This window comes from Ancylobacter mangrovi (assembly GCF_024752355.1).
Taxonomy (GTDB): domain Bacteria; phylum Pseudomonadota; class Alphaproteobacteria; order Rhizobiales; family Xanthobacteraceae; genus Ancylobacter; species Ancylobacter mangrovi.
The window spans coordinates 408,901-431,872 of sequence record NZ_JANTHZ010000001.1; the positions used below are offsets into that span (position 1 = coordinate 408,901).

The 22,972-nt window shown below is 70.1% G+C and carries 22 protein-coding genes and 1 pseudogene; 15 read left to right on the forward strand and 8 right to left on the reverse strand.

The window, feature by feature from the left end:
* Positions 1 to 101: 101 nt before the first annotated feature.
* The 10 genes from NVS89_RS01880 to NVS89_RS01925 all read left to right on the forward strand — a co-directional run bounded on the left by NVS89_RS01880 (position 102) and on the right by NVS89_RS01925 (position 8,270).
* The gene (locus NVS89_RS01880; protein ID WP_258730779.1) at positions 102 to 752 is read left to right on the forward strand and encodes a hypothetical protein; all 651 of its coding nucleotides are present in this window, start codon (positions 102 to 104) and stop codon (positions 750 to 752) included.
* A gap of 125 nt (positions 753 to 877) precedes the next feature.
* A complete protein-coding gene (locus NVS89_RS01885) occupies positions 878 to 1,831 on the forward strand; it encodes a ribose-phosphate pyrophosphokinase (RefSeq protein ID WP_258730780.1) in 954 nt (317 codons plus the stop codon).
* A gap of 145 nt (positions 1,832 to 1,976) precedes the next feature.
* On the forward strand, positions 1,977 to 2,921 hold the full coding sequence (locus NVS89_RS01890; RefSeq protein WP_258730781.1) for a hypothetical protein: 945 nt from the start codon (positions 1,977 to 1,979) through the stop codon (positions 2,919 to 2,921).
* A 203-nt stretch (positions 2,922 to 3,124) separates the two neighbouring features.
* Positions 3,125 to 3,757, forward strand: coding sequence for a 50S ribosomal protein L25/general stress protein Ctc (locus NVS89_RS01895; RefSeq protein WP_258730782.1), 633 nt, complete (start codon positions 3,125 to 3,127; stop codon positions 3,755 to 3,757).
* 112 nt (positions 3,758 to 3,869) lie between these two features.
* Positions 3,870 to 4,481 carry an aminoacyl-tRNA hydrolase gene (gene pth, locus NVS89_RS01900; protein ID WP_258730783.1) on the forward strand — a complete coding sequence of 204 codons (612 nt, stop codon included), beginning with the start codon at positions 3,870 to 3,872 and terminating at the stop codon, positions 4,479 to 4,481.
* Between the two features lie 87 nt (positions 4,482 to 4,568).
* Positions 4,569 to 5,666, forward strand: coding sequence for a redox-regulated ATPase YchF (gene ychF, locus NVS89_RS01905; protein WP_258730784.1), 1,098 nt, complete (start codon positions 4,569 to 4,571; stop codon positions 5,664 to 5,666).
* Between the two features lie 15 nt (positions 5,667 to 5,681).
* Positions 5,682 to 6,395, forward strand: a complete 714-nt coding sequence (locus NVS89_RS01910) for a sulfotransferase family 2 domain-containing protein (RefSeq protein ID WP_258730785.1) — start codon at positions 5,682 to 5,684, stop codon at positions 6,393 to 6,395.
* Between the two features lie 105 nt (positions 6,396 to 6,500).
* Entirely contained in the window at positions 6,501 to 6,959 is a 459-nt protein-coding gene (locus tag NVS89_RS01915) for a MaoC family dehydratase (protein ID WP_258730786.1), read from the forward strand.
* A gap of 7 nt (positions 6,960 to 6,966) precedes the next feature.
* Positions 6,967 to 7,443, forward strand: coding sequence for a MaoC/PaaZ C-terminal domain-containing protein (locus NVS89_RS01920; RefSeq protein ID WP_258730787.1), 477 nt, complete (start codon positions 6,967 to 6,969; stop codon positions 7,441 to 7,443).
* A 29-nt stretch (positions 7,444 to 7,472) separates the two neighbouring features.
* On the forward strand, positions 7,473 to 8,270 hold the full coding sequence (locus NVS89_RS01925) for an outer membrane protein (protein ID WP_258730788.1): 798 nt from the start codon (positions 7,473 to 7,475) through the stop codon (positions 8,268 to 8,270).
* Positions 8,271 to 8,408: 138 nt separating this feature from the next.
* On the opposite strand, the pseudogene NVS89_RS01930 reads toward NVS89_RS01925, so the two are convergent.
* From NVS89_RS01930 to petA, 3 genes and pseudogenes are all read right to left on the reverse strand, one after another.
* Positions 8,409 to 9,155 (reverse strand): annotated as a pseudogene (locus NVS89_RS01930) (cytochrome c1); the annotation flags it as partial.
* 112 nt (positions 9,156 to 9,267) lie between these two features.
* Positions 9,268 to 10,542 carry a cytochrome b gene (locus NVS89_RS01935; protein ID WP_258730790.1) on the reverse strand — a complete coding sequence of 425 codons (1,275 nt, stop codon included), beginning with the start codon at positions 10,540 to 10,542 and terminating at the stop codon, positions 9,268 to 9,270.
* Positions 10,543 to 10,566: 24 nt separating this feature from the next.
* The gene (gene petA, locus NVS89_RS01940) at positions 10,567 to 11,133 is read right to left on the reverse strand and encodes a ubiquinol-cytochrome c reductase iron-sulfur subunit (RefSeq protein WP_258730791.1); all 567 of its coding nucleotides are present in this window, start codon (positions 11,131 to 11,133) and stop codon (positions 10,567 to 10,569) included.
* Positions 11,134 to 11,457: 324 nt separating this feature from the next.
* Here petA and NVS89_RS01945 point away from each other — a divergent pair, with 324 nt between their 5' ends.
* Positions 11,458 to 11,922: a tRNA (cytidine(34)-2'-O)-methyltransferase gene (locus tag NVS89_RS01945; protein ID WP_258730792.1), complete on the forward strand. Its 465-nt coding sequence runs from the start codon at positions 11,458 to 11,460 to the stop codon at positions 11,920 to 11,922.
* A gap of 21 nt (positions 11,923 to 11,943) precedes the next feature.
* On the opposite strand, the gene hemF is transcribed toward NVS89_RS01945, so the two are convergent.
* Positions 11,944 to 12,879 (reverse strand): oxygen-dependent coproporphyrinogen oxidase, encoded by a 936-nt coding sequence (gene hemF, locus NVS89_RS01950; RefSeq protein WP_258731500.1) that lies wholly within the window; start codon positions 12,877 to 12,879, stop codon positions 11,944 to 11,946.
* Between the two features lie 212 nt (positions 12,880 to 13,091).
* Between hemF and NVS89_RS01955 the strand changes: the two genes are divergently transcribed.
* Positions 13,092 to 14,954, forward strand: coding sequence for an ABC transporter ATP-binding protein (locus tag NVS89_RS01955; protein ID WP_309486513.1), 1,863 nt, complete (start codon positions 13,092 to 13,094; stop codon positions 14,952 to 14,954).
* 1 nt (position 14,955) lies between these two features.
* Here NVS89_RS01955 and NVS89_RS01960 read toward each other — a convergent pair whose 3' ends face one another.
* From NVS89_RS01960 to NVS89_RS01975, 4 genes are read right to left on the reverse strand one after another with little or no spacing between them, the layout of a single operon-like run.
* Positions 14,956 to 16,197: a CCA tRNA nucleotidyltransferase gene (locus tag NVS89_RS01960; protein WP_258730793.1), complete on the reverse strand. Its 1,242-nt coding sequence runs from the start codon at positions 16,195 to 16,197 to the stop codon at positions 14,956 to 14,958.
* Complete coding sequence (locus tag NVS89_RS01965) at positions 16,194 to 16,457, reverse strand: DUF6111 family protein (protein ID WP_258730794.1); 264 nt, start codon at positions 16,455 to 16,457, stop codon at positions 16,194 to 16,196. Before NVS89_RS01965 ends, NVS89_RS01960 begins: the two co-directional genes overlap by 4 nt.
* Positions 16,457 to 17,122 carry a CoA pyrophosphatase gene (locus tag NVS89_RS01970; RefSeq protein WP_374114520.1) on the reverse strand — a complete coding sequence of 222 codons (666 nt, stop codon included), beginning with the start codon at positions 17,120 to 17,122 and terminating at the stop codon, positions 16,457 to 16,459. The genes NVS89_RS01965 and NVS89_RS01970 overlap by 1 nt, the downstream gene beginning before the upstream one ends.
* Before the next feature lie 26 nt (positions 17,123 to 17,148).
* Positions 17,149 to 17,775 (reverse strand): DUF1285 domain-containing protein, encoded by a 627-nt coding sequence (locus NVS89_RS01975; protein ID WP_258730797.1) that lies wholly within the window; start codon positions 17,773 to 17,775, stop codon positions 17,149 to 17,151.
* A 259-nt stretch (positions 17,776 to 18,034) separates the two neighbouring features.
* Between NVS89_RS01975 and NVS89_RS01980 the strand changes: the two genes are divergently transcribed.
* From NVS89_RS01980 to NVS89_RS01990, 3 genes are all read left to right on the forward strand, one after another.
* Positions 18,035 to 19,045 carry an AAA family ATPase gene (locus NVS89_RS01980; protein WP_258730798.1) on the forward strand — a complete coding sequence of 337 codons (1,011 nt, stop codon included), beginning with the start codon at positions 18,035 to 18,037 and terminating at the stop codon, positions 19,043 to 19,045.
* A gap of 96 nt (positions 19,046 to 19,141) precedes the next feature.
* Positions 19,142 to 20,071, forward strand: coding sequence for a DUF58 domain-containing protein (locus NVS89_RS01985; RefSeq protein WP_258730799.1), 930 nt, complete (start codon positions 19,142 to 19,144; stop codon positions 20,069 to 20,071).
* Positions 20,068 to 22,941, forward strand: coding sequence for a DUF4159 domain-containing protein (locus NVS89_RS01990; protein WP_258730800.1), 2,874 nt, complete (start codon positions 20,068 to 20,070; stop codon positions 22,939 to 22,941). Before NVS89_RS01985 ends, NVS89_RS01990 begins: the two co-directional genes overlap by 4 nt.
* Positions 22,942 to 22,972: the final 31 nt, after the last annotated feature.

A 22,972-nucleotide genomic window follows, 5' to 3' on the forward strand; every position in this document is an offset into this window, starting at 1 on the left:
CGCCCGACCCGGGCGACGACAAGCGGCGCGACCGGCTCTCAGGGGATGCTTCGATGATCGGTCGCCTCCGTCGGTGTGCCCGCTCGCGTCTGAGTCGCCAGATGCCGGTCGGCGTTGCGCTGCTCGCGGCTCTCGCGCTCGGCGCGTGCCAGACCAATGACGGAAGCCATCCGGTCGCGCGCGCCGACATCACGACAGGCACCAAGCCGATCGCCTTCGAATCGATCGACGGCCCGCCGGAAGCCGTGTTCGACAAGCTGGTCGCGAGCCTCGGCACCGAGGCGAATGCGCGCAAGATTCAGGTCGTCTCGCGCGAGGGCGACGCCGCCTACCGCGTGCGCGGCTATCTCGCCGCCAGCGTCGAGGGCGGCAAGGGCTCGGTCGACTGGGTGTGGGACGTGTTCGACGCCGACCACGAGCGGGTGCTGCGGGTCGCGGGCGTGGAAGAGCTTGGCAAGGGCAAGGACGTCTGGAGCGAGCTCGACGACGCCGCGGTCGAGCGGATCGCCTCGCAGAGCCTCGACGAGATTTCCACCAAGCTCGCCCAGGGCCTGCCGCCCAAGCCCGCCGAAGCGGTGCCCGACGCCGCGCCCGAGCCGGCCGAAGCCCCTGCCGTGCGCATGGACAACGGCCCGCCGATCGCCAGTGCCGAGCCGGCCGACGGGCAGGACGGCGAGACCGGGCCCGGCACGGCGCTCGCCGAAGAGGCGAGCGCGCCCTCGCAGACACTCTCCTTCGCGGCCCGCCCGTAAGGCTTGCCAGGGCCCCGATTCATCTGTTCACGGCCGCTTTACAGCGCGGGCCGGCCCGCCTATCAGGTCTGCGCGACGGCTTGAAGACGGTCGCGCGGGATGTGCACGGTGGGAGCGCGCCGGTAATGTCGAACAACAACAGTTCCATCAAGCTCGTCGCGGGCAATGCCAACCGGCCGCTTGCCGAGGCGATCGGCGCGTATCTGGCGACGCCGCTGACGCGCGCGGTGGTGCGGCGCTTCGCCGACATGGAGATCTTCGTCGAGATCCAGGAGAACGTGCGCGGCAAGGACGTGTTCGTCCTCCAGTCCACCTCCTTCCCGACCAACGACCACCTGATGGAGCTGCTCATCATTATCGATGCGCTGCGCCGCTCCTCCGCCAAGCGCATTACCGCCGTGCTGCCCTATTTCGGCTATGCGCGCCAGGACCGGCGCTCCTCCGGCCGCACCCCGATCTCGGCCAAGCTGGTCGCCAACCTGATCACCCATGCCGGCGCCGACCGCGTGCTGACGGTCGACCTGCATGCCGGGCAGATCCAGGGCTTCTTCGACATCCCGACCGACAACCTGTTCGCCGCGCCGGTGATGGTGCAGGACGTCAAGTCCCGCTTCGATCTCGGCAACATCACCGTGGTCTCGCCGGACGTCGGCGGCGTGGTGCGCGCCCGGGCGCTGGCCAAGCGCATCGACGCCCAGCTCGCCATCGTCGACAAGCGCCGCGAGCGGCCGGGCGAGAGCGAGGTGATGAACGTGATCGGCGACGTCGAGGGCAAGCGCTGCATCCTCGTCGACGACATCATCGATTCCGGCGGCACGCTGGTGAATGCGGCCGACGCGCTGCTGGAGCGCGGCGCCACCGAGGTGCACGCCTACATCACCCATGGCGTGCTCTCGGGCGGCGCGGTGGCACGCGTCACCGCCTCGAACCTCAAGGAGCTGGTGATCACCGATTCGATCCAGCCGACCGAGGCGGTGCGGGTGGCCCGCAACATCCGCGTGGTCTCGATCGCCAGCCTGCTCGCCGAGGCCATCGGACGCACCGCGCATGAGGAAAGCGTGTCGAGCCTGTTCGACTGAGGTAACAGGGCGCCGCAGGCGCCGTGCCGGGGTACCGACACACGTTTTCCTAATAATAAATTGGCGCCCATGCTGCGGTGCGCCACGATCGTTCCACACTTCTCCCGCAGCCTTCCCGCTCGCATATTCGGAACGGGACGACGACATGACGTGCATCCTTCTGCGCTCGGCGCCGGCGGCATTGAAGAGCCGCGGCAGGCACCGGAGCACCAGGCTGCCGGGCGCGCCGTGGCGGGCCCTTGCGCGGCCCCCTCGCACCGCCGCGCAGCTTGCGGCAGTCCCCGCCCTCGCGCTGTGCCTGTCCGGCCCCGCCGCCGCCCAGAGCGTGGACGCCACGTCGCCCGCCGCGGGCGACAATCCGTGGAGCGGCATCGAGATCACCGTGCGGCCGCTGCCGACCAGCCCGCCCTCCCCCTATGAGCAGGCGATCTCCGAGGCGCAGACCCCCGAGCAGCCGGTCGTGCCGAGCGAGCCCTCGGGTCCGCTCACGGGCACGCTGATCGACCCGCTCGGCCCGGCGCCGAAGGCCTCGGTCTGGTCCTCGCTGCGCGAGAGCGCGGCCCCGAAGCTGCCCGACGGGACGCCCTCGCCCTACAAGCAGCTCACCAGCCGCACCAAGAAGCCCAAGGCCAAGTCCGCCAGCCTGCCCACCAACATGGAGCTGAAGCAGGGCCCGGCGAGCGTCTCGGTCTCGACCACCGCCAGCGCCTCGGCGCCGCAATCGGGCGCGCTCACCACCAGCGAGGGCGGCGGCTCGGGCGAGATCAAGGGCCGGATCGGCTACGAGCAGGACAATCTCGCGGTCTACAGCACCGGCTCGGTCGGCGCCTCGGCCTCGACCGGCATGCCCTCGCTCTACGACAACCTCGCGGTCGGCAGCACCTACAGCGTGCCGCTCTCCCCGCTCGGGCTCGACGGCGACAAGCTCGGCGCCAGCGTCGAGATGAACAACTCGGCCGCCGTGACCACCGGGGTCGAGCTGCGCGGCAAGCTCGGCACCTATCAGCGCTACATCTCGGTCCAGCGTTCGATCAATCCGGACTCGGCGGCGAGCGACATCGTCAAGGCCGGCGTGCTCGGCAAGTTCTGAGCGCGCGCCCGCGGGCCGGAGCCGGCCATCGGCCGCCCCGCGCGCGGCGCCACACATTGCCCCGCAACGCGTCTTCTGCTATGAGCCGGCCCGTCCGCGGCCTTTCCGCACCCCTGGAGGCGCGCCGCGGGCATACCGGACCAGACTGAAGGATCGGGCCGCGTCAGCGGCCTTCTCCTTTTGCAACCATTTGAGGACAAGCCATGACCGCCATCAAGGAACTGAAGGCGCGGGCGCGCACGAAGGTCGGCAAGGGGGCCGCTCGTGCCGAACGCCGCGCCGGTCGCGTACCCGCCGTCATCTATGGCGACGGGAAAGCCCCCGTCGGCATCACGCTCGACCACATCGAGATCAACAAGATCATCTATGCCGGCCACTTCCTGACCACGCTGTTCAACATCGAGGTCGAGGGCGAGCAGCACCGGGTGATCCCGCGCGACTACCAGCTCGACCCGGTCAAGGACTACCCGCTCCATGTCGACTTCCTGCGCGTGCAGGTCGGCGCCACGCTGAGCGTCGAGGTGCCGGTGCACTTCCTCAACGCCGAGACCGCGCCCGCCATCAAGCAGGGTGGCACGCTGAACATCGTCAGCCACACGGTCGAGCTGAACGTCCCCGCCGACGCCATTCCCGACGCGGTCGAGGTCGATCTCACCAACTACCATTTCGGCGACTCGATCCACCTGTCGGCGATCAAGCTGCCCGAGGGCGTGACCTGGGCCGGGCATGGCGACGACACGCTGGCCTCCATCACCGCCCCGTCGGGCCTGAAGGAAGCCGAGGCCGAGGAAGCCGCCGCCGCCGAGGCCGCCGCTGCCGAGGCCCCCAAGGCCTGATCCGGCCCCGCCGGTCGCGCTTTGCCGACCGATCCCGCCAGGGAACCAACGAGACCCGAGCCGGAAGCCCGCTTCCGGCTCTTCTCATTTCCGGAGCGAGTGGAGACGCACGGTGTTTCTCTTCGCCGGGCTCGGAAACCCCGGGTCGAAATATGCCGGCAACCGGCACAATATCGGCTTCATGGCGGTGGACGCGATCGTGCGCCGCCACCGTTTCACCCCGTGGCGCCGCCGCTTCCAGGGCGCGGCCTGCGAGGGCGAGATCGAAGGCCAGAAGGTGCTCGCGGTGCTGCCCGAGACCTTCATGAACGAGAGCGGCCGGGCGGTCTCCGAAGCGCAGCGCTTCTACAAGATCGCGCTCGGCGACATCTTCGTGTTCCATGACGAGCTCGACCTCGCCCCGGCCAAGGTGCGGGCCAAGTTTGGCGGCGGCAATGCCGGCCATAACGGGCTGCGCTCCGTCACCGCCCATTGCGGCAACGACTATGGCCGCGTGCGGCTCGGCATCGGCCATCCCGGCGACAAGGCGCTGGTGATGCCGTTCGTGCTCGCCGACTTCGCCAAGGCCGAGCGGCCCTGGGTGGAGGCGGTGTGCGACGGCTGCGCCGAGCTGGCCGGCCTGCTCGTCACGCGACGGCTCGACGAGTTCCAGAGCCGGATGCACCTCTATCTCGAAGGCCGCGGCATCGGCGTGCCCAAGACACCCGGCGCGGCGGCAAAATAGCCTCCGCCGGGCGGGCACGCTTGCACTCGCGCCTCCCCTTGCCTACCACGGCGACAACCAGACCAGAGCCATTACGAGCATCGCACCATGGGCTTCAAATGCGGCATCGTCGGCCTGCCGAATGTCGGCAAGTCGACCCTCTTCAACGCGCTGACGCAGACCGCGGCGGCCCAGGCGGCGAACTACCCGTTCTGCACCATCGAGCCGAATGTCGGCGACGTCGCCGTGCCCGATCCGCGCCTCGCCACGCTGGCCGACATCGCCGGCTCGGCGCAGATCATCCCGACCCGGCTGACCTTCGTCGACATCGCCGGGCTGGTACGGGGCGCGTCCAAGGGCGAGGGCCTCGGCAACCAGTTCCTCGCCAATATCCGCGAATGCGACGCCATCGCCCATGTGGTGCGCTGCTTCGAGGATGGCGACGTCACCCATGTCGACGGCAAGATCGCGCCGCTGAGCGACATCGACACCATCGAGACCGAGCTCATGCTGGCCGACCTCGACAGCCTCGAGAAGCGCGTGACGGCGCTGGAGAAGAAGGCCAAGGGCGGCGACAAGGAATCGAAGGAATGCCTCGACCTCATCACCCGCGCGCTGGCCCTGCTGCGCGAGGGCAAGCCGGCGCGCCTCGTCGAGGTGAAGCCGGAGGAGGAGAAGGCGTTCCGCATGCTGGGCCTGCTCTCCTCCAAGCCGGTGCTCTATGTCTGCAATGTCGAGGAAGCCTCGGCCAAGGACGGCAACTCGCTCTCCGCGCAGGTGTTCGAGCAGGCGGCGAAGGAAGGCGCCAGGGCGGTGGTCGTCTCGGCCAAGATCGAAAGCGAGATCGCGGTGCTGCCGCCCGAGGAGCAGGCCGAGTATCTTGAGGCGATCGGCCTCGACGAGCCGGGCCTGAACCGCGTGATCCGCGCCGGCTACGACCTGCTCCGGCTGGTGACCTATTTCACCGTCGGGCCGAAGGAGGCGCGCGCCTGGACCATCACCGCCGGCACGCGGGCGCCAGGCGCGGCGGGTGTGATCCACACCGATTTCGAGAAGGGCTTCATCCGTGCCGAAACCATCTCCTATGACGACTACGTCAAGGGCAAGGGCGAGGCCGGGGCGCGCGACGCGGGCCGCCTCCGGCTCGAGGGCAAGGAATATGTCGTCGCCGATGGCGACGTGCTCCACTTCCGCTTCGCCAACTGAGGGGGCGCGGCGGCGATGATCCTCTCCCATCGCCACCGCTTCGTGCTGTTCGCGCCCTGGAAGACGGCGAGCTCGACGGCGCATCTGCGCCTGCAGCCGCTCAACGAGAGCCCCTACAGCCGCTTCTTCGACTTCCAGCCGGCGCTGAACCGGGTGGTGCACCAGCACATCACCTGCGCCGATTTCAACGCCCTGCCGGAGGCACGCCTCGACTACCGGCGCGCCTCCTTCGTGCGCAATCCCTATGACCGGGTCTGCTCGGGCTTCGTCCAGCTCCAGCGCGACATCGCCACCCAGATGGACGTGCCCTTTCCCCAGCCCTGGATCCGCGAGCTGGTGCGCGAGCAGCTCGACGAGAACCGGCGTCAGCTCGAGGCGGCGGGCTACGACCTCAATGCCTGGATCGCCACGATCACCGAGCGGCAGGTCTACGAGACCGGCCGCAATACCAATTTCTCGCTCCATCCGGCGCATTACTGGACCCATCTGGCGGGCGAGCCCTATGTCGGCTTCGTCGGCCGGGTCGAACGGTTCGAGCCCGAATTCGAGCGGCTCTGCGGCTTTCTCGGCATTCCCGTGCCGCCGCGCGCGGACGAGAACGTCACCGACGCCGCCATGCTGGGATCGGACGCCTATCGCTATGCCGACCGGCTGGATCGGGCCTCGATCGAGCGGATCAACGCGCTGTTCGCGCGCGACTTCGAGCTGTTCGACTATGCCCGCCTGTGAGGCGCGGACATCGCCGACGAGTTGACCGGCCGGCCATTGTCGCCTGAGATCGCCTGCCGCCCCGGCGGCGGAGCATCGGAACGTCGGAAGGGCATCGCACGCTCAATGCAGTTCTGGGAAGATTTCAACGAGGGGCACGTGGCGACCTGCGGGCGCTACGTGGTGGGGCGCGAGGAGATCATTTCCTTCGCCCGCGACTACGATCCCGCCCCGATCCATCTCGACGATTCCGCCGCCGAGGCGACGCGGCTCGGCGGGCTTTCGGCCTCGGGCTGGCACCTGTGCTGCATCTTCATGCGCCTCGCCGCCGACGGCTTCCTCAATGACAGCGCCTGCCTCGGCTCGCCGGGCGTCGACGAGGTGCGCTTCCTCAAGCCGGTGCATCCCGGCACGGTGCTGAGCCTGCGCCGCGAGGTGCTGGAGACGCGGACCTCCAAGAGCCGGCCGGAGATCGGACTGGTGAAGTTCCGCTTCGAGCTGATCGACGCCCAGCAGAGCGTCATGACGGATCTGGTCGGCACCATCATGTTCGGCCGGCGCAATCCCGGCTACCGGCCGGTGTGAGGACCCCATGCTGTTCTTCGAGGATATAGAAGTCGGCGAGGTGACCCGGCTCGGCTCGCACACCTTCCGTGCCGAGGCGATGATCGCCTTCGCCCGCGCCTGGGACCCGCAGCCCTTCCATCTCGCCGCCGCCGCCGGCGCGCGCACCCATTTCGGCGGGCTCGCCGCCTCGGGCTGGTACACCGCCGCCATCGCCGCGCGGCTGCGCGCGCAGGCGCAGGCCCATCTGCACGAGACGCTGCGCCGCGAGGGCAAGCGGGTGCCGCGCATCGGCCCCTCCCCCGGCTTCAAGGACCTGAAATGGCTGCGCCCGGTGATCGCCGGCGACACGCTCTCCTTCCAGAGCGAGGTGATCGCCAAGAAGCCGAGCGCCAACCGGCCCGAATGGGGGCTCGTCTTCACCCGCGAAAGCGCGCGCGACATGCAGGGCCGGCCGACCTTCGAGGTCACGAACTGCGTGTTCGTGGAGCGGATGGAAGCCTAGCGGGAACGGGGCAAGGGGGGCACAAGGATATGGGCACGTTCAGGAACGCCTGCACGGCGCTTGTCGCCGGACTGACGGTGACGGCCGGCACGGCGGCGCAGGCGGGCGGGGTTGCGGGCGGCGTGGCAGGCGGTTTGGCGGCATCGGCCCGGCCGGCGCCGGACTGGTCCGGCTTCTATGCCGGCGCGCAGGCCGGCCAGGCGTTCAGCATCATCGAGAAGAACGCCTTCGTCGACGCCTTCGAGGCGCCGCTCGACAGCTATGGCTGCACCGGCAGCCTGTGCGACGGCAAGCGTGACGCCGCGATCGGCGGGCTCACCGTCGGCTACAACTGGCACTATGCCGACGGTTCACTGATCGGCGTCGAGGCGGACGTCGCCTATAGCGGTCTCGACGGCGCGTTCGACTTCGACGGCACCACTGCCCTCAGCCCGGTGCAGCGGCTCATCTCCTCGGGCCATGTGCGCCTGCACACGCCGTTCATCGGCACGGCGCGGCTGCGTCTCGGCTACGCCGTCGGCCCGCTCCTGCCCTTCGTCACGGCCGGGCTCGCGGTGACCTACTCCACCGCCGAGGTGAGCGGCGACGCGACGCTGGAGGCCCAGCTCGCGTCCGGCGCCTGGGTGCCGGTGGGCGGCCAGCCGGCGAGCCACCGCGAGAGCGCCTTCACCGCCGGATGGACCGCCGGCGGCGGGGTCGAATACGCGCTGTCGGACGAGTGGAGCGCGAAGGTCGACTATCTCTATGTCGACCTCATCACCTCGGATCTCGGCGAGGAGCCGCCCCAGCTCCACCTCTGGCGGGCCGGGCTGAACTACCGCTTCTGAGCCCGGCCGCAGGCGTGGTCATCGCCCGAGAAGGCGCGGCGTGCCGCCCTTTCTCCGCGAGACGCGCCATAGAGCCGCCGGCATGAAAAAGGGCCCCGTGCGGGGCCCTTTCGATTCTCCGGTGCCGGCGAGCCGCGCTCAGTGCTCGACGTTGCGCCACACCTTCTTCTTGGTGAAATAGAGCAGCCCGCCGAAGATGATGAGGAAGATCATCACCTGGAAGCCGAGCCGCTTGCGCGCCTCGAGATGCGGCTCGGACAGCCACATCATGAAGCTGATCACGTCGCGCGAATACTGGTCGACCGTCTCCGGCGTGCCGTCCGAATAGGTCACCTGCCCGTCCGAGAGCGGCTTCGGCATCTTGATGGCGTGGCCGGGGAAGAACTCGTTGTAGTGCGCGCCTTCCGGCAGGGTGAAGCCTTCCGGCGGCTCGTCGTGATAGCCGTTCAGCAGGGCGTGGATGTAGTCCGGCCCCTGCTCCTGGTACTGGGTGACGATGTCGATCAGGAAGCCGGGAAAGCCGACCTCATAGGTGCGCGCCTTGGCCAGCGTCGAGAAGTCCGGCGGGTAGGCGCCGCCATTCGAGGCGCGGGCGGCCTGCTCGTTCGGGAACGGCGAGGGCCAGTGGTCGGACAGGCGGCCCGGACGCTCGAACATGTCGCCGGCGTCGTTCGGCCCGTCCTCGATCTGGTACTGCTCGGCCACCGCCTTGGCCTGCGCCTCGGTGAAGCCGGGGCCGCCCTCCTGCGCGAGGTTGCGGAAGGCGAACAGATGTGCGGAGTGGCAGGAGGAGCAGACCTCCTTGAACACCTGGAAGCCGCGCTGGAGCTGGGCCCGGTCGAAATGGCCGAACGGGCCGGCGAAGCTCCACTCCTCGCGGGGTGGCTTGGGCGCGCCGTGCTCCTGGGCCACGGCCGGGCCGGCGAGCATCAGCACGGCCGCGAGCGAGCCGAGGGCGATCGAGCGGAAGGACATGGTGTTGCTCATGATGTTCCGCTCAGCCCTTGGTCTGCGGCGCCTGGGCGCCGGTCGAGGCCGGTGCCGCGCCCTTGTTCTTGCCCAGCACCGCCTCGGTGATCGAGGCCGGCACCGCCTTCGGCTTCTCGAACAGGCCGAGCAGCGGCAGGATGACGAGGAAGTGCACGAAGTACCACACGGTCAGGATGCGGCCGGCGATCACGTAGCCGCCTTCCGCCGGCTTCGAGCCGAGCCAGCCGAGCCCGATGCACACCGCCAGCCAGATCCAGAAGAACTGCTTGAACAGCGGCCGGTAGGCGCCCGAGCGGACCTTCGAGGTGTCCAGCCACGGCACGAAGAACAGCACCGCGATCGCGCCGAACATGGTGAGCACGCCGCCGAGCTTGTCCGGCACCGAGCGCAGCATGGCGTAGAACGGCAGGTAGTACCATTCGGGCACGATGTGCGCCGGCGTCACCAGCGGGTTGGCCGGGATGTAGTTGTCGGCGTGGCCGAGATAGTTCGGGATGTAGAACAGGAACCACGAGAAGAAGATGAGGAAGCACACCATGCCGAACGCGTCCTTGATGGTCGCGTAGGGCGTGAAGGGAACGGTGTCCTTCTCCGACTTCGGCTCGACGCCGGTCGGGTTGTTCTGACCGACCACATGCAGCGCCCACACGTGCAGGACGACGACGCCCGCGATCATGAAGGGCAGCAGGTAGTGCAGCGAGAAGAAGCGGTTCAGCGTCGCGTTGTCGACCGAGAAGCCGCCCCACAGCCACTGCACGATGGTCGGGCCGACCACCGGAATGGCCGAGAACAGGTTGGTGATGACGGTGGCGCCCCAGAAGCTCATCTGCCCCCAGGGGAGCACGTAGCCCATGAAGCCGGTCGCCATCATCAGCAGGTAGATGATGCAGCCGAGGATCCACAGCACCTCGCGCGGGTTCTTGTAGGACCCGTAATAGAGGCCGCGGAACATGTGGATGTAGACCGCGATGAAGAACATCGACGCGCCGTTGGCGTGCATGTAGCGCAGCAGCCAGCCATAGGAAACGTCGCGCATGATGTGCTCGACCGAGTCGAAGGCGAGCGTCGCATGCGGGGTGTAGTGCATCACCAGCACCACGCCCGTCAGGATCTGGCAGACCAGCATCAGCGACAGGATGCCGCCGAAGGTCCACCAGTAGTTCAGGTTGCGCGGGGTCGGGTAGGCGATGAAGGAGGAATGGATCAGCCCGACCAGGGGCAGCCGGCTTTCAAACCACTTCAGGGCCGGATTCTTCGGCTCGAACGTCGCGTGTCCGCTCATCTGTCTGTTTCCCGGGTCGTCGGCTCAGCCGATGGAAATCTTCGTGTCGGACACGAACTGATAGGGCGGGACGGCCAGGTTCTCCGGCGCCGGGCCGCGACGCACGCGACCGGCCGAATCGTATTCCGAGCCGTGGCAGGGGCAGAACCAGCCGTCGAACTCGCCGGCATGACCGATGGGGACGCAGCCCAGATGCGTGCAGATGCCGACCACGACCAGCCACTTCTCGCGGCCGTCGCCCTCGGCGGCGCGGTTGGCGTCGGTCGCCGGCGCGTCGGCGGCGAGGTTGGCGTTGCGCGCGACCGGGTCGATCAGCGACGCCACCGGCACGTCCTTGGCCTTGGTGACGTCCTCGGCGGTGCGGTTCCACACGAAGACCGGCTTGCCGCGCCACTTGACGGTGACGATCTGGCCTTCCTCGATCAGCGACAGGTCGACCTCGGTCGACGACAGCGCCAGCACCGACGCATCGGGCTGCAACTGCGAAACGAACGGCCATACCAGAGCAGCGGCGCCGACCGCGCCCATGGCGCCGGTCGCAATATAGAGGAAGTCGCGGCGCGTGGTTTCCGCCGTGCCGGTTGTTGCCACGATGGTTTCCTTTCCCCTCAAGCCCTTGACCTTTAGATCCGGCTCTCCCCGCCGGGCCTCCCGTGCCCGAACCCGGCGGCACCTAGGCCCATGATCTATGGTCAACCTACCTTCGAGTGCCTCTAATTGCATCCGAGCCGCCCCTTGTCCAGATGAACACAGTGCGGCAGTCCGTCCTGCCCCCCGCCCCGTCCGTGCGCCCCTACCGCCGCTCGCGCTGCCGGCTATCCTTTGCCTTCAAGGGGCTGCGGGGCAAAGCCAGCCGGGGCGCGGCTCCGCAGGGCCCCGCCGCCACCTCTAGGTAATCTCCGAGTATAGGCCGCCATGACTCTCGCCCTCGCCCTGTTCCAGCCCGATATCGCGCCGAATGCGGGCACGCTGGCGCGCACCGCCGCCTGCCTCGGGCTGTCGCTGCACATCATCGAGCCGGCGGGATTCCCGGTCGGCGACGCGGGTTTCCGGCGGGCGGGCATGGACTATCTCGACCGCGCCGCGATCCTCCGCCATGCGAGCTTCGCCGCCTTCGAGGACTGGCGCCGCGCGGAAGGCCGGCGGCTGGTGCTCGCCACCACGCGCGGCGCCCTGCCCTATGCCGGCTTCGCCTTCTCGCCGTCGGACGTGCTGCTGCTCGGGCGCGAGAGCGTGGGCGTGCCGCAGGAGGTTCACGCGGCGGCCGAGGCGCGAATCATCATCCCGCTGGTGGCGGGCGCGCGTTCGCTCAACGTAGCGGTGGCGGGAGCGATGATCCTCGGCGAGGCGCTGCGCCAGACCGACGGCTTCCCGTGCTGACCTCTCCGCCGATCTTCGCCCTCACGGCCACTTCACCACCGGCGGCATGGAGGAGAGGATCGAATCGACATTGCCGCCGGTCTTCAGCCCGAACACGGTGCCGCGGTCGTAGAGCAGGTTGAACTCGACATAGCGCCCGCGGCGCACGAGCTGCTCCTCGCGCTCGGCCTCGCTCCAGGGCCGGGCGAAGTTGGCGCGCACCAGCGCGGGGTAGATATCGAGGAAGGCGAGCCCGACGGCGCGGGTGAAATGGAAGTCGGCCGCCCAGTCGCCCGAATCCAGCCAGTCGTAGAAGATGCCGCCGATGCCGCGCGGCTCGCCCCGGTGCGGCAGGAAGAAATACTCGTCGCACCACGCCTTGTAGCGCCCGTAATCGACGTTCGGCCGGCCCTCGCAGGCCCCGCGCAGGGCAGCGTGGAAGGCGATCGCGTCCGGGTCCTCCTGCGTACGGCGGGCACCGAGCACCGGGGTCAGGTCCGCCCCGCCGCCGAACCACGCCTTCGAGGTGACGACGAAGCGCGTGTTCATGTGCACCGCCGGCACATGCGGGTTCGTCATGTGAGCGATCAGCGAGATGCCGGTGGCGTGGAACCGCGGGTTCTCCTCGGCGCCGGGGATCTGCTGGCGGAACTCGGGGGCGAACTCGCCATGCACGGTCGAGCAATGCACCCCCACCTTCTCGAACAGCCGCCCGTGCATCAGCGCCATCACCCCGCCCCCGCCGGGGGTGCCGGTGTGGTCGGCGCGGTTCCAGGGCGTGCGCTCGAAGCGGCCGGGCGCGCCGGGATAGAGCTCGTCCGGCGCCTCGTCCTCGAGCTTCTCGAACGCCGCGCAGATGCGGTTGCGCAGATCCTCGAACCAGGCTTGCGCCTCCTCCTTGCGCGGGCCGATGGTCGCCGGATCGATCGGCGTGCCGGGCGCGTTGCGGTCGGCGGCGACGGAGGTCGCGGCGGACATCTCGGCGGGTGTATCGGCAGGTGTTTCGGCGGGTGTTTCGGCGGACATGGCGTCTTCTCCCTGAGCGGCCGCTTCTAGCCGCTTCGCCGGCCGGGTGGAAAGCCGGACAACGCCGGGTGGGTGGCGCGGGTGCCGCGACTCGGCGATGTTCCTGTTTGGTTCACACGCCTCCCGACATACTGGTGCCGCATCGCTGCGGCAGAAAGCCCGCCATGTTCATGCGCGTCCTCACCTGGTTCGAGAACCTCGTCGACCCGTTCCGCCCCGCGCCCATCGTGCGCCCGCCGGAGGGGCTGATCGCCTTCTACTGGCACTTCGTGCGCCAGAGCGGCTGGATCTTCGTCGCCGCGCTCGGCGCCGCCTTCCTGGTGGCGATCGTCGAGGTGTCGCTGTTCCGCTACATCGGCCAGATCGTCGACCTTTTGCAGTCCTCGACCCCGGCGACGCTGTTCGCCGATCACGGCGGGCTGATGGCCTGGATGGCGTTCGTGGTGGTGATCGCCCGCCCGGCCTGCAACGCGCTGCACGACCTGCTGGTGCGCCAGTCGGTGACCGCGAACGTCGGCAGCCTGGTGCGCTGGCAGTCCTATCGCTGGGTTGTGCGCCAGAGCCTTTCCTATTTCCAGAGCGACTTCGCCGGCCGCATCGCCCAGCGCGTGCTGCAGTCCGGCCCGGCGCTGCGCGGCTCGGTGGTCGAGGTCATCGACGCGCTCTGGTACGTCGCGGTCTATGCGGTGAGCGCGGTGGTGCTGTTCGCCGAGGCGGACATGCGACTCGCCGTGCCGATCGTCGTCTGGATCGCGCTCTACGTGCTCGCGCTCTCGAAGTTCGTGCCGCGCGTGCGCCAGCTCTCCAAGACCACCTCGGAGGCCAACTCGCTGCTCTCCGGCCGCATCGTCGACAGCTACACCAACATGATGACGGTGAAGCTGTTCGCCCATGGCGACCGTGAGGACAGCTATGTGCGCGAGGCGCTGGAACGGCACAACGCCGCCTTCAAGGACCAGCAGCGCCAGATCACCCGCATGGCGCTGTCCATCAGCGTGCTCAACAGCGTGATGCTGGGCTCGATCGGCGGGCTCGGCGTGTGGCTGTGGTCGATCGACGCCATCAATCTCGGCGCCATCGCGCTCTCCACCGGCCTCGCCATCCGCATCACCAACATGTCCGGCTGGATCATGTGGGTGGTCACCGGCGTGTTCGAGAATGTAGGCACGGTGCAGGAGGCAATCCTCACCATCGCCCGCCCGCATACGGTGATCGACCGTGCCGACGCGCCGGCGCTCGCCGTGCGCGCAGGCGAGATCCGCTTCGACGACGTGACCTTCCATTATGGCAAGGGCGCAGGCGTGATCGACCATCTCGACCTCGTCATCGCGCCGGGCGAGCGGGTCGGGCTGGTCGGCCCGTCGGGGGCGGGCAAGTCGACGCTGATGAACCTTCTGCTGCGCTTCTACGACGTGGAGGGCGGGCGCATCCTCGTCGACGGGCAGGACGTGAAGGAGATCTCGCAGGAATCGCTGCGGGCGCGGATCGGCGTCGTCACGCAGGACACCTCGCTGATGCACCGCTCGGTGCGCGACAACGTCCGCTACGGGCGTCCCGAGGCCGGCGAGGAGGCGATCATGGAGGCGGCGCGCCGCGCCCATGCGGCCGAGTTCATCGACACGCTGGCCGACCCGCAGGGCCGCACCGGGCTCGACGCCCATGTCGGCGAGCGCGGGGTGAAGCTCTCCGGCGGGCAGCGCCAGCGTATCGCCATCGCCCGCGTGCTGCTGAAGGACGCGCCGATCCTGGTGCTGGACGAGGCCACCTCGGCACTCGATTCGGAGGTGGAGGCCGCGATCCAGACCAATCTCGACGCGCTGATGGCCGGCAAGACGGTGATCGCGATCGCCCACCGGCTCTCCACCATCGCCCGCATGGACCGGCTGGTGGTGATGGATCACGGCCGCATCGTCGAGGTCGGCACCCATGCCGAGCTGGTGGCGCAGGGCGGGCTCTATGCCCGGCTGTGGCAGCGCCAGTCGGGCGGCTTCATCGACGCCGAGGAAGTCAGCGCGGCGGCGGAATAGCTTAGCGCGGCGGCGGCACGAGGCTCGGCGCGGCCTCCACCGCCTTCGCGAGCACGTCGTCGAGCGCCGCCCGCTCGAGCGGAAAGCCGGCCTCGATCCAGATCTCCTCGGCCCGCGCCAGCGCGGCGCCGAGGGCGGGACCGGGCCTGAGCCCGCGGGCGATCAGGTCCGCCGCCTTGAGCGGAAAGCGCGGTGCCTGCCAGTCGGCGGCAAGCGTGACCAGTTCGCGCCAGCCCTCCTCGTCGAGCGGCGCGCCCGAGCGCGCGAAGCCGATGAGCGCCCGGTCGAGATAGGCCTGCCGCCCCAGCCGGTAGATGAATGCCTTCTGCCCCTTCTCGCACATGGCCGGCGCCGGCGTCGGACCGGCCAGCGCCTCCAGCCGCGCGGTCTCGGCATTGGAGAGGCGCAGAGCCTCGCGCAGGCTGGCGACGTCCTCCTCGCCGCGCACGGCGAGCGCGCCGAGCCGGCGCACCGCGTCGGGCCCGAAGCCGGTCGCCGCCTCGATGAGGACGAGGCGGGAAAAGGCGGGCACGTCCCCCGCCCGCCCCAGCACCGCCGACAGCAGACCCGCCTGCTCCATCTCCGCCAGCGTCTGCGCGGCGCGCGCGGCGACCAGCAGCTTCATCGTCTCCGCCCGCACCCGCTCGCGCGAGAGAAGGGCGAGGCCGGCGCGATTTCGGATCGCCGCCGCCAGCGCCGCCGCGTCGAGCGGGCCGCGCCCAAAGGCGGCGTGGAAGCGGAACAGGCGCAGGATGCGCAGATAGTCCTCGCGGATGCGCGTGTCCGCGTCGCCGATGAAGCGCACCCGGCCCTCCACCGCGTCCGCTTCCCCGCCGACCAGGTCGACGAGCTCGCCGGCGCGCGTGAGGTAAAGCGCGTTCATGGTGAAGTCGCGCCGGGCCGCGTCATGCGCCCAGTTCCGGCCGAACACGACCCGCGCTCGGCGGCCGTCGGTCTCGACGTCCTCGCGCAGCGTCGTCACCTCATAGGGCTCGCCCTCGGCGATTACCGTCACCGTGCCGTGCTCGATGCCGGTCGGCACCGGCTTCAGCCCGGCCGCCCGCGCGCGGCGCGTCACCTCCTCCGGCAGGGCGGTGGTGGCGATGTCGATGTCCGAGCGCACGCCGCGCCCGATCAACCAGTCGCGCACCGCACCTCCGACGATGCGGGCCTCCTCGCCCTCGCCGTCGAGCACGGCGAGCACGCGCGCCAGGCCCGGCCGGTGGGCGAAGAGCGGGTTCATTCGATATGGCCGGGGGTCAGCACGCCGTCCTTCCAGGTCGGCGGCACATAGGCGCCCTTGGTGGGGCCGCGCCCCTGCGCCTCGAACAGGAACAGGCTGGCCGCGACAAGCACCACCGCGACCGCGGTGCAGGCGACCAGCGCCGTGCTCGACCAGCCCTCGAGCATGCTGTCCACGCGTCGCCCGAAGCGCAGATACAGGGCGAAGGCGGCGAAAGGCAGCAGGAACAGCAGGATATTGATGATCGCGACACGCAGCATCAGCCATAGACCCGTTCATAGAGGCTGCGCAGGATACCTGCGGTAACGCCCCAGATGCGCCGACGGTCATACGTCATCGCGTGGAAGGTACGCAAAAGCCCCTGCGATTCGCGGGTCTCGCGCTGGTGATTGTCCGGGCTCATGAGGAAGTCGAGCGGCACCTCGAACGCCTCGTCCACCTCGTCGGGATTGAGCGTCAGCCCGAAATCGGGCCGCACTACCCCCACCACCGGCACGATGCGGAAGCCCGTGCGGGTGAGGTAGGGGTCGAGATAGCCGAGCGGGGTCACCCGGTCGCGGGCGAGCCCGACCTCCTCCTCGGCCTCGCGCAGCGCCGCGTCGAGCGGGCCGGCGTCCTGCGGGTCGATGCGCCCGCCGGGAAAGGCGATCTGGCCGGGATGATTGTTGAGATGCGCCGAGCGCAAGGTCAGCAGGATGCTCGGCTGCCGGCGGGCGACGACGGGAATCAGCACCGCCGCCGCCCGCATCGGAATGGTGTCCAGCAGCGCGCGGAAATGCGGGGTGAGCTCATGGTCGCCGCGGGCGGGGTCGCCGTCGAGGTCCGGCTCGGGCAGCAGGCGGGTGCGGGCACGGGCGAGGAAGTCGGCGAGCGGCAGCGGCGCGTCGGGCGTGGCGGCAACAATGTCGTCCGGGGGCTCCGGCATGCCGGCGCCCAGCCGTGTTCCTTCGCTCATCTCGTTCCTTCGCCCGTCTGCGCGGGCGCCTCGTCTTCCAGCGCGTCTGCTGGCATCATCGCGAAAAAGGACGACCCGGAGGCGACACCGATCATCTCGCGCCCGTCGACCGTCCGCGTCTGCGCCCGCTCGGCGAGGTCGAGATAGATCGGCCGCGTCAGCCGCGCCCACAGGCCCCGCCTGACATATATATAGGGCCGCGGCCCGGCACCGCCCGGCTGCTCGTCGAATCGAAGCGGGTGGTCGGCGTCGCAGGTCACGACGTCGTCGAGATTGGTGCGGAACACCAGCACCTCGCCGGCTGGCGAGGGCGCCGCCTGCATCTCGACCGCCAGCAGCGGCGCGTCCTCGACCCGGATGCCGAGCTTCTCCGCCGGGGTGACGAGCTCGTAGCGCCCGCCGGCCTCCCCGCCATGGCGCAGCACCGAGGCGAACAGCTTCACCAGCGCCGGACGGTGGATCGGCCGGCCCTCATGGTGCCAGACGCCCTCGCGGTCGATGCGGATGTCGATTTCGCCACAATCGGGCGGATTCCAGCGCTCGATCGGCGGCAGCGAGGGCGCCTCGCCTGCGGCGAGCGAGCGCACCAAATCGTCAAGTCGCCCCGAAGCTCCTGAAGCCATGGCCAAATCCCTGTCACACGGTCGTAATCGCGCAGTCGTGATCCACCGCCCGATAGTCGACGCGGTTCCAAGATAGCGTAAGCTTGCCCTTCCGAAAGCCGCGCCGGCCCGGTCGGCATACCACCTGTCGCGTCCCGCGAGACACCGCAGTCCGCCACCGGAGGTATTCCTTTCGTGCATTGCAATAAATTTTATTGCAATGCACCATGACGATGGGGCGGCGCGATCGGGGTCGAGAGCGGGGTTGAAGGAGCACGGCATGACGTCTGCCACCGGCGAGAATTTCGAGTCCCTCGATGACATGATCATCCGCTCGGCCGAGAGCACGGCCGCCAATGTGCGGGCCGCCAAGGCCGGCATCGGCGCGATCATCTTCGGCCAGGAAGCGGTGGTCGAGCGCACGCTCATCACCATCCTGTCCGGCGGCCACGGCCTTCTGGTCGGCGTGCCGGGCCTTGCCAAGACCAAGCTGGTCGAGACGCTGGGCACCGTGCTCGGCCTCGACGCGCGGCGCGTGCAGTTCACCCCCGACCTCATGCCCTCCGACATTCTCGGCGCCGAGGTGCTGGAGGAGAGCGCGGGCGGGCGGCGCTCCTTCCGCTTCATTCCCGGCCCTGTCTTCGCCCAGCTCCTGATGGCGGACGAGATCAACCGCGCCTCGCCGCGCACCCAGTCCGCGCTGCTGCAATCGATGCAGGAAGGCCATGTGACGGTCGCCGGCGTGCGCCACGACCTGCCCAAGCCGTTCCACGTGCTCGCCACCCAGAACCCGCTGGAGCAGGAAGGCACCTACCCGCTGCCCGAAGCCCAGCTCGACCGCTTCCTCATGGAGATCGACGTCGACTATCCCGACCGCGACGCCGAGCGGAAGATCCTGTTCGACACCACCAGCGCCGAGGAGACCAAGCCGCGCGCGGTGATGACCGCGGACGACCTCACCGCCGCGCAGCGCCTCGTGCGCCGCCTGCCGGTGGGCGAATCGGTGGTGGAGGCGATCCTCACTCTGGTGCGTTCCGCCCGCCCGGGACCGGATTCGGGCGAGCTCGGCAAGTTCATCGCCTGGGGCCCCGGCCCGCGCGCCTCGCAGTCGCTGATGCTGGCCGTGCGCGCCCGCGCCCTGCTCGACGGGCGCTACGCGCCGTCGGTCGACGACGTGATCGGGCTCGCCGAGCCGGTGCTCAAGCATCGCATGGCGCTGACCTTCGCCGCCCGCGCCGACGGCGAGACCGTGCCCGGCATCATTGCCAAGCTGACGCGCAAGATCGGCTGAGGCCGACCGAGGCGGGGGCACGCCCCGCCGCGAGGATGAGAGGCGGGGGCGCCTCGGGGCGACGCCCCGCACTGGTACTGACGGAGACGTTTTCGGGTGGAGTTCGACGCCGATACCGCGGTGAGAAGTGCAGCCCAGGATGCCGCCGGCCTCGTGAGCGCGATGCCGCGTCTCGTGCTGGAGGCACGCAGGATCGCCGCAAGCGTCTATCACGGCCTGCATGGGCGCCGGCGCGCCGGCACGGGCGAGAACTTCTGGCAGTACCGCCGCTTCATGGACGGCGAGCCCTCCTCGCGCGTCGACTGGCGCCGCTCCGCGCGCGACGACCATCTCTATGTGCGCGAGCGCGAATGGGAGGCCGCCCACACAGTGTGGATCTGGGCCGACCTGTCCGCCTCCATGGTGTTCGCCTCCCCGCTGGTGTGGGAGACCAAGCGCGACCGCGCGCTGGTCGTCGCCTTCGCGCTGGCCGAGTTGCTGGTGAAGGGCGGCGAGCGCGTGGGCATTCCCGGCGTGATGCGCCCGTCCGCCTCCCGGCGCATCGTCGAGAAGATGGCGGAATCGCTGGTGCACGCCCATTCGCTGCCGGACAGCCTGCCGCCCGCCTTCTCGCCCTCGCCGCTGGCCGAGGTGGTGCTGCTCGGCGATTTCTGGAGCCCGACCGCCGAGGTGGTTGCGAGCCTCGCCGGCCTCGCCGCTTCCGGCGCGCGCGGCCATGTGGTGCAGGTCTGCGATCCGGCGGAAGAGACCTTCCCCTTCTCCGGTCGCGTCGAGTTCCGCGAGCCGGAAACCGGCACCCAGCTCACCATCGGCCGCGCCGAGACGGTGCGGGCCGAATATGTGGAGCGCGTCGCCGCCCACCGCGCGACGCTGCGCCATGAGGCCGAGCGGCGGATGTGGAGCTTCATCGTCCACCGCACCGACCGGCCGGCGAGCGAATTGCTGCTCGGCCTGCATGCGCGCATGAGCAATGCCGACGCCACCTTCACGCCCGCGGCCGGCACGGACGAGGGAGCGGCGGCATGAGCGGACTTCTCGGCCTGCCCCTCGCCTTCACCACGCCGCTGATCCTGAGCGCGCTCGCCGTGCTGCCGGTGCTGTGGTTCCTGCTGCGGCTGGTACCGCCGCGCCCGCGCCGCATCGCCTTCGCGCCGACCCGGCTGCTGCTCGACATCCCGCCGAAGGAGGAGACCCCGGCCCGCACGCCGTGGTGGCTCACCGCGCTGCGCCTGCTGCTGGCGGCGCTGGTCATCTTCGCCGCCGCCGGGCCGGTGTGGGACCCGCCCGTGGCCGGGCCTGCCGCCTCCGGACCGGTGGTGCTGCTGATCGATTCCGGCTGGCCCGCCGCTTCCGCCTGGGAGGCGCGCCGCGCCAGCGCCGAGGGCGTTGTCTCCGATGCCGACCTCGAAGGGCGCGGCGTCGTGCTGATCCCCACCGGCGATCCCCCGCTCGACCCGCAGGTGCTCTCGCCGACCGAGGCGCGCGAGCGGCTGCGCACCCTGTCGCCGGTCGGCCACGTGCCGGACCGCGGACCGGCGCTCGCCAGCCTGCGCAAGGCGCTGGCGGGCGCGCCGCAGGCCTCGGTGATCTACCTCTCCGACGGCGTCGCGCTGGACGGCACCGAGCGCGTCCCGGCCGAGATCGCCACCGCCGTGGGCGATCGCCCGCTGACCACGCTTGCGGGCGGCGTCGACGAGCCGCTGGCGCTGACCGGCGCCGACAATGCGGTGGATGCGCTGACGGTGAAGGTGATCCGCGCCGACCGCGACACGCTCCCGCGCAACGGCACGGTGCGCGCGCTCGACATGAAGGGCCTGCCGCTCGGCGAGGGCGGCTTCAGCTTCGAGCCGGGCGCGAAGGAAACCGAGGCGCGCTTCGACCTGCCGGTCGAGATCCGCAACGAGGTCGCGCGCCTCGAGATCGTCGACGAGCATTCGGCCGGCGCGGTGCAGCTTCTCGACAAGCGCTGGCGCCGGCGCACGGTCGGGCTGGTCTCGGGCGCCAATGTCGACCAGCGCCAGCCGCTGCTCGCCCCTTCCTATTATCTCACCCGCGCGCTCAGCCCCTTCGCCGACATCCGCACCGCCGAGGGCGAGGGCACCACCGAGGCGATCGACCATTTCATCGACCAGCGCCTGCCGGTGATCATCCTGTCCGATGTCGGCACGCTGCTGCCGCAGACCGCCGACCGCCTGATGCGCTGGATCGAGGGCGGCGGCGTGCTGGTGCGCTTCGCCGGCCCGCACCTCGCCAACGGCTCGGACAATCTGGTGCCGGTCGTGCTGCGGCGCGGCGGGCGGGTGCTGGGCGGCTCGCTCTCCTGGGAGCAGCCGCAGTCGCTTGGCGGCTTCTCGCCCGACGGCCCGTTCCGCGACGTGCCGGTGCCGAACGATGTGAGCGTCGAGCGCCAGGTCCTCGCCGAGCCGGACGGGCTGCTCGCCTCGCGCACCTGGGCGACGCTGTCCGACGGCACGCCCCTCGTCACCGGCGAGCGGCGCGGCGCGGGCACGCTGGTGCTGTTCCACGTCACCGCCGACACCTCCTGGTCGAACCTGCCCATGTCCGGCGCCTTCGTCGACATGCTGCGCCGGGTGGTGGCGCTCGGCGGGTCGACCGCGGTCGAGGCCGATTCCGGTGCCGGCGCCACGGCGCCGACCGGCGAGACGCTGGCGCCGACCCGCCTGCTCGACGGCTTCGGCGCCTTCCAGCCCTCCACCCCGACCGCGCGGGCGATCCCGGTCGGCTACAATGGCCGCGCCACCGACGACCACCCGCCGGGCTTCTACGGCCCGCCCGAGGGCATGGTCGCGGTCAACGCGCTGCTGCCGCGCGACCGGCTGGTGGCGCTCGACCTGTCCGGCCTCGGCCGCATCGAACCCTATCGCGACGCCACGCCGCGCGACCTGCGCGCGCCGCTCCTCCTGGCGCTGCTCGGCCTGCTCCTGATCGACGCCATGATCGTGTTCCTGCTCGCCGGCGGCCTCAGCCGGCTGACCGCGCGGCGCGCCGCCACCGCCTCGATCATCGCCCTCGCCGCCGTGCTGGCGGGCGCGCCCGGCGGCCGGGCGCTGGCCCAGACCGCGCCGGCCAACCCGCCTGCCGCCAACGAAGCCCCCGCCAGCAAGCCGATGACGCCGGAGCAGATCGACTTCGCGATCAAGGCCACCAGCGCCACCCACCTCGCCTATGTGGTCACCGGCGATGCCGAGACCGACGAAGTGAGCCGCGTCGGCCTCGGCGGGCTGACGCGCTTCCTCGCCCAGCGCACCGCGCTCGAGGCCGGCGAGCCGATGGGCGTCGACATCTCCCGCGACGAGCTGTCCTTCTTCCCGCTGCTCTACTGGCCGATCGTGCCCGGCACGCCGCGCCCGGCACCGGAGACGCTGGCGCGCATCGACGCCTTCATGAAGCAGGGCGGCACCGTCGTGTTCGACACGCGCGACGCGGAAAGCGTGCTGCCCGGCTCCAACGGCTCCGGCACGCCCGCCAACGACACGCTTCGCACCATCCTCTCCGGGCTCGACATTCCCGAGCTGGAGCCGGTGCCGCGCGACCACGTGCTCACCAAGGCGTTCTACCTGCTGCACGACTTCCCCGGCCGCTTCACCGGCGGCACCACCTGGGTCGAGGCGCTGCCGGCGACCGAGGAAGGGGTCGAGCGGCCCGCCCGCGCGGGCGATGGCGTCTCGCCGGTCATCATCACCTCCAACGACCTTGCCGGTGCCTGGGCGGTGAGCGAGGACGGCCAGCCGATGCTGCCGACTTCCGGCACCGAGCCGCGCCAGCGCGAGTTCGCGTTCCGCGCCGGGACCAACCTCGTGATGTACGTGCTCACCGGCAACTACAAGGCGGACCAGGTCCATGTGCCGGCTCTGCTGGAAAGGCTCGGCCAGTGAACGCACGCCCCTTCCCGCGCCTCGCCTTGCC